We start from the raw sequence: 6,146 nt of genomic DNA, 5'->3' as shown, positions 1-6,146 counted from the left end.
TGCGTCGTGACGGGGGTTCCAGGGGGTCGCCCCCCTGGGAGATCAAGAGAACTCGGCGAGCGTGCGCTCGGCCTCCTCCAGCCAGGCGCGGCGGGCGCCGAGGGCCTCCTCGGCGTCCTTGACGTCCTTGTCGCGGCCGGCGGCGCGGGCCTTGTCCAGGCGCTTCTCCAGCTGGTCGATGGAGCTGCGCAGCTGGTTGACGGTGGCCTCGGCGCGGGCGCGGGCCTCGGGGTTGGTGCGGCGCCACTCCGATTCCTCGGCGGTCCGGACGGCCTCCTCGATCTTGCGGAGCCGGCCTTCGAGGCGGTCGCGCTGGTCGCGGGGCACCATGCCGGCGGCCTCCCAGCGCTCCTGGATCGCGCGGAGCGCCTGCCGGGCCTGCCGGACGTCCCGGACGGGCAGCAGCCGCTCGGCCTCGGCGAGGATCTTCTCCTTCTCCTCGGCGTTGCCGCGGAACTCGGCGTCGCGTTCGGCGAACGCGGCGCTGCGGGCCTGGAAGAAGGTGTCCTGGGCGCCCTTGAAGCGGGCCCAGAGGTCCTCTTCGGCGTCGCGGGAGGCGCGGCCGGCGAGCTTCCAGCGGCGCATGAGGTCGCGGTAGGCGGCGGCGGTCTCGCCCCAGTCGGTCGAGTCCTGCATCGCCTCGGCCTCGGCGACGAGGCGCTCCTTCTCCCGGCGGGCCTCCTCGCGCTGGTCGTCGAGGGTCGCGAAGTAGACCTTGCGGCGCTTGGTGAAGGCGTTGCGGGCGGAGGAGAGCCGCTTCCACAGCGCGGTCTCGGTGGGCCGGTCGATACGGTCGGCGGCCTTCCACTCCTCGACGAGCTGGCGGAGCCGCTCGCCGCCGTTCTTCCAGTGCGTCTCCTCGGCGGCGATCCGCTCGGCCTCGGCGACGATGCGCTCCTTGATCTCGCGGGCCTCGTGCCGGTGCTGCTCGCGCTGGGCCTTGACCTCCTCGCGGCGGCGGCCGACCTGCTCGGTCAGGCCGTCGAGCCGGCGGGCGAGCGCGTCGAGGTCGCCGACGGCGTGCGCCTCGCCGACGGCCTCGCGCAGCCGGGCGATGCTGTGCTGCGCCTGCGCGGGCTGCAGGTCGGTGGTGCGGACGCGCTGTTCGAGCAGGCCGATCTCGGTGGCGAGCGCGTCGTACTTGCGCTTGAAGTAGGCCAGGGCCTCTTCGGGCGCGCCGGCCTGCCAGGACCCGACGACGCGTTCGCCGTCGGAGGTCCTGACGTAGACGGTGCCGTCCTCGTCCACCCGGCCCCAGGGATCGGTCGCGCTGGACACCCTTGCCTCCTGAATCGCAGGTCCGATCGGGCTCACGGCCTCCGGACCCTCACACCTTAGTATCCCGATCGCCTAAACCGGGGCGATCGTGACGTCCTGGATCGTGACCTTCTTCTTGGGCGCGCCGTCGCCCGCGGGGTCGGAGCCCGCCTTGGCGATCTTCTGCAGGACGTCCAGCCCCTTGGTGATCTTGCCGAACACCGAGTAGTCGGGCTGGAGCTCCGAGTCCTTGTAGACCAGGAAGAACTGGCTGCCGTTGGTGTCCGGGCCCGAGTTCGCCATGGCGAGCGTCCCGGCCGTGTACTTGGCGTTCGCCGTGTTCTCGTTGGCGTACTCGTAGCCGGGGCCGCCGGTGCCCTTGCCGGACGGGTCGCCGCACTGCAGGACGTTCAGGCCGCCACTGGTCAGCCGGTGGCACGGGGTGTCGTCGTAGAAGCCCTTCTGGGCGAGGTGGACGAACGACCCCACGGTGCACGGCGCGGCCTTGGCGTCCAGGGCCATCACGACGTCGCCCTGGTTCGTCTTCACCGTGGCCTGGACGGTGCCCTTGTAGGCGGGCTTCTTCGGCGGCGTGCCGAGGTCCTTGACCTTGCCGGCGGGCTGGCCCGCGGCGTTGTAGGAGCAGTGGAGGCCGTCGGCCTTGGACTTGTCGTCCTTGCCGGTGTACACGACGACCGCCGCGCCGCCCACCACGACGACCGCCACCGCCACCGCGGAGCTGATGATCTTGACGCGGCGGGCCTTGGCGGCCGCTTCCGCCAGCGCCTGCTGCTGCCGCTCGTAGCGCTGCCGAGCGAGCTGCTTCTTGCGGTCCTTCCCCGCCACGTGCCTGCCCTTCCGCTGTGATCAGGTGAACGTGCAGCGCATAGTAGCGGCACCCGCGCCCCCGACGGGTTCCAGCCTGAACGAACGTGGAGGAAGCCGCGGCGGCCGGTGCCGCTCCGCCGCCCCCGCCGCGGACGGTGCCGCGACACGGCGATCGGCCTATCTCGTTCGCGATGGCCGTGGCCGCGCCGGTACGCTCGGACAAGCCCACCCGAGATGGTTCTAAGGAAGGACGACCGTGCTCGTCGCCGGGTTCCCCGCTGGATCGTTCGCCGCGAACTGCTATGTCGTGGCGCCCGCCGCGGGCGAGGAGTGCGTCATCGTCGATCCGGGCCAGGACGCCGAGGCCGGGATCGAGGAGATCCTGCGCGAGCACCGGCTGAAGCCGGTCGCGGTGCTGCTGACGCACGGCCATATCGACCACGTGTGGTCGGTGGCGCCGGTGTGCGGCGCCAAGGACGTCCCGGCCTACATCCATCCGGACGACCGCGACCTGCTCACCGATCCGGCCAAGGGGCTGTCCCTGGGCCCCGGCCAGCAGCTGTTCGGGGGCCTGGAGCTGACCGAGCCGGACGACGTGAAGGAGCTGGCGGACGGCGCGGTGCTGGAGCTGGCGGGGCTGAGCCTCACCGTCGACCACGCGCCCGGCCACACGCCCGGGTCGGTGACCTTCCGGACGCCGAGGACGCAGGAGCTGCCGGACGTGATGTTCACCGGCGACCTGCTGTTCGCCGGGTCGATCGGCCGCACCGACCTGCCCGGCGGCTCCTACGAGGACATCCTCGCGAGCCTGTCCCGGGTGTGCCTGTCCATGCCGGACGAGACGGCGGTCCTGCCCGGGCACGGCACGCAGACCACAATCGGCCGCGAGCGCGCGACTAACCCGTTCCTGGCCGAGCTGACTCCGGCCGATGGGCCGAACAAGGGATTCTGAGCCTAAAAGACCATGAGTTCGAGTTTCCGGGCCCCCAAGGGGGTCAGTGAGTACGTTCCGCCGCGCGCGGACCTCTTCTACGCCATCCGCGAGGCGTTCGCCGAGCAGGCGCGGCTGGCCGGTTACGGCTACCTGGAGCTGGCCGTCTTCGAGGACACCAACCTGTTCCGGCGGGGCGTCGGGGAGTCCACCGACGTGGTGTCGAAGGAGATGTACACCTTCGAGGACCGGGGCGGCCGGTCGCTGACGCTGCGGCCGGAGTTCACCGCGACGGTGCTGCGGGCCGTCCTGGAGAAGAACCTGCACAAGGGCGCGCTGCCGGTGAAGGTGTGGACGACCGGGCCCGCGTTCCGCGCGGAGAACCCTCAGAAGGGCCGGTACCGGCAGTTCTACCAGCTCGACCTGGAGGCGATCGGCAGCGAGGACCCGCAGATCGACGCGGAGACCATCGCGATCGCCGCGAACTGGTACCGCTCGCTCGGCCTCACGCAGGTGCGGCTGCTGCTGAACTCGCTGGGCTGCAAGGAGTGCCGTCCCGCCTACCGGGCCCTGCTGCAGGACTTCCTGCGCGGGCTCGACCTGGACGAGGACACCCGCGCCCGCGTCGAGATCAACCCGCTGCGCGTCCTGGACGACAAGCGCCCGCAGGTGAAGGCGCAGCTCGCGGGGGCGCCGCTGATGGCCGACCACCTGTGCCCGGACTGCAAGGCGTACCACGACCGGGTCCGGGAGCTGCTGGCCGATCTCGGCATCGCCTGGGAGGACACCCCCACCCTCGTCCGCGGCCTGGACTACTACACCCGCACCACGTACGAGTTCGACCACCCGCTGCTCGGCGCGCAGTCCGGCATCGGCGGCGGCGGACGCTACGACGGCCTGTCGGAGGACATCGGCGGCCCGCCGCTGCCCGGCATCGGGTTCGGCCTCGGCCTCGACCGCACGATCCTCGCGCTGGAGGCCGAGTCGGAGAAAGACGGGTCGGCGGAGGGCGAGGGCGCCGCGTTCGCGCCCAAGCCGCGCTGCGAGGTGTTCGGGGTCGCGCTCGGCGACACCGCCGAGCGCCGGCTGTTCGCCCTGGTCGCCGAGCTGCGGCGGGCGGGGATCGCCGCCGACATGTCGTTCGGCGGCAAGAAGCTGAAGGGCGCCATGAAGGACGCCGACCGGTCGGGCGCCCGGTACGCCGTGATCCTCGGTGAGCGAGATATCGCCGGCGGCGTCGCCCAGGTCAAGGATCTGGCCGAGGGCGAGCAGAACGCCGTCCCGCTCACCGACCTCACCACGACGTTGAAGGAAAGGCTTCAGAAATGATCCGCACCCACGAGGCGGGCACGCTCCGCAAGGAGCACGCCGGGCAGCAGGTCACGCTGGCCGGCTGGGTCGGCCGCCGCCGCGACCACGGCGGCGTCACGTTCATCGACCTGCGCGACGCCTCCGGCACCGCGCAGGTCGTCTTCCGCGAGGACGAGGCGGCGCACGACCTGCGCTCGGAGTTCTGCGTGAAGGTCGTCGGCGAGGTCCGGGTCCGGCCCGCCGGCAACGAGAACCCCGAGCTGCCGACCGGCGACATCGAGGTCGCCGCCACCGACATCGAGGTGCTGTCGGAGTCGGCGCCGCTGCCGTTCCCGATCGAGGGCGACGTCAACGTCAACGAGGAGATCCGGCTCAAGTACCGGTACCTCGACCTGCGCCGCGACGCCGTCGCGCAGGCGATGCGGATCCGCTCCGAGGCGTCCTTCCTCACCCACGAGGTCATGCGCGAGCACGGCTTCGTCAACGTCGAGACGCCGACGCTGACCCGCTCCACCCCCGAGGGCGCCCGCGACTTCCTCGTCCCCGTCCGGCTCAAGCCCGGCCACTGGTACGCGCTGCCGCAGTCGCCGCAGCTGTTCAAGCAGCTGCTCATGGTCGGCGGCCTGGAGCGCTACTACCAGATCGCCCGCTGCTACCGCGACGAGGACTTCCGCGCCGACCGGCAGCCGGAGTTCACCCAGATCGACATCGAGATGTCGTTCGTCGAGCAGGACGACGTCCTGAAGGTCGGCGAGGACCTCATCGCGCGGCTGTGGAAGGACATCGCCGGGTACGAGATCCCCCGGCCGATCCCCCACATCACCTACGCCGACGCGATGGCCCGCTACGGCTCCGACAAGCCCGACCTGCGGTTCGGCAACGAGCTGACCGACATGACCGAGTACTTCGCCGGCACGTCGTTCCGCGTGTTCCAGGCCCCGTACGTCGGCGCGGTCGTGATGCCGGGCGGCGGGTCCCAGACCCGCAAGGAGCTGGACGGCTGGCAGGACTGGGCGAAGGCCCGCGGCGCCCGCGGCCTCGCGTACGTCCTCGTCCAGGAGGACGGCACGCTCGGCGGGCCCGTCGCGAAGAACCTGTCCGACACCGAGAAGGAGGGGCTCGCCGCGAAGACCGGCGCGTCCCCCGGTGACGCGATCTTCTTCGGCGCGGGCAAGCGGCACGCCACGCAGGAGCTGCTCGGCGCGGCCCGGCTGGAGATCGGCCGCCGCCGCGGCCTGATCGACGAGTCGGCGTGGAACTTCGTCTGGGTCGTCGACGCGCCGATCTTCGAGCCGGTCGAGAACGACAAGGGCGAGCAGATCGGCTGGACGTCGGTGCACCACCCGTTCACCGCGCCGAAGCCGCAGTTCGCCGACACCTTCCACGAGGACCCGGGCTCCGCGCTCGCCGACGCCTACGACCTCGTCCTGAACGGCAACGAGATCGGCGGCGGCTCCATCCGTATCCACCGCGCCGAGATGCAGCAGCGCGTGTTCGACGTGCTCGGGCTGTCGAAGGAGGAGGCCGAGTCGCAGTTCGGCTTCCTGCTGGAGGCGTTCAAGTTCGGCCCGCCCCCGCACGGCGGCATCGCGTTCGGCTGGGACCGCACCGTCATGCTGCTGGCCGGCCAGGACACCATCCGCGACGTGATCGCCTTCCCGAAGGCCGCGTCGGGCCTCGACCCGCTGACCGCCGCGCCGACGACGATCACGCCGGGGCAGCGCAAGGAGGCCGGCATCGACGTCATCCCGGAGGACGCCCCCGCCGAGGGCTGACCGGGACAGGACCCCGAAGGGGCGGTCACCGCGCTTCCGCGGTG

The 6,146-nt window shown here is 71.6% G+C and carries 5 protein-coding genes; 3 read left to right on the top strand and 2 right to left on the bottom strand.

Annotation, left to right across the window (positions count from 1 at the left end; genetic code table 11):
• Positions 1-42: 42 nt before the first annotated feature.
• Positions 43-1,278 (bottom strand): DUF349 domain-containing protein, encoded by a 1,236-nt coding sequence (locus tag ABZ914_RS44330; protein ID WP_500200729.1) that lies wholly within the window; start codon positions 1,276-1,278, stop codon positions 43-45.
• Positions 1,279-1,350: 72 nt separating this feature from the next.
• Positions 1,351-2,103, bottom strand: coding sequence for a peptidylprolyl isomerase (locus ABZ914_RS44325; protein ID WP_500200728.1), 753 nt, complete (start codon positions 2,101-2,103; stop codon positions 1,351-1,353).
• A 238-nt stretch (positions 2,104-2,341) separates the two neighbouring features.
• Between ABZ914_RS44325 and ABZ914_RS44320 the strand changes: the two genes are divergently transcribed.
• The 3 genes from ABZ914_RS44320 to aspS are packed head-to-tail and all read left to right on the top strand — an operon-like array spanning position 2,342 to position 6,102.
• Complete coding sequence (locus tag ABZ914_RS44320; protein WP_500200727.1) at positions 2,342-3,037, top strand: MBL fold metallo-hydrolase; 696 nt, start codon at positions 2,342-2,344, stop codon at positions 3,035-3,037.
• 12 nt (positions 3,038-3,049) lie between these two features.
• Positions 3,050-4,345 carry a histidine--tRNA ligase gene (gene hisS / locus ABZ914_RS44315; protein ID WP_500200726.1) on the top strand — a complete coding sequence of 432 codons (1,296 nt, stop codon included), beginning with the start codon at positions 3,050-3,052 and terminating at the stop codon, positions 4,343-4,345.
• Complete coding sequence (gene aspS, locus ABZ914_RS44310) at positions 4,342-6,102, top strand: aspartate--tRNA ligase (RefSeq protein ID WP_500200725.1); 1,761 nt, start codon at positions 4,342-4,344, stop codon at positions 6,100-6,102. Before hisS ends, aspS begins: the two co-directional genes overlap by 4 nt.
• Positions 6,103-6,146 lie beyond the last annotated feature (44 nt).

Source organism: Spirillospora sp. NPDC046719 (assembly GCF_040645715.1).
GTDB lineage: Bacteria > Actinomycetota > Actinomycetes > Streptosporangiales > Streptosporangiaceae > Spirillospora.
Note: the sequence above shows the minus strand (reverse complement) of the source record. Positions and strands in the feature narration are given on the sequence as shown.

What these genes read in the sequence shown, in the direction of transcription:
- hisS (WP_500200726.1), top strand. Translation starts at nt 3,050, where the DNA reads ATGAGTTCGAGTTTCCGGGCCCCCAAGGGGGTCAGTGAGTACGTTCCG.
- aspS (WP_500200725.1), top strand. Translation starts at nt 4,342, where the DNA reads ATGATCCGCACCCACGAGGCGGGCACGCTCCGCAAGGAGCACGCCGGG.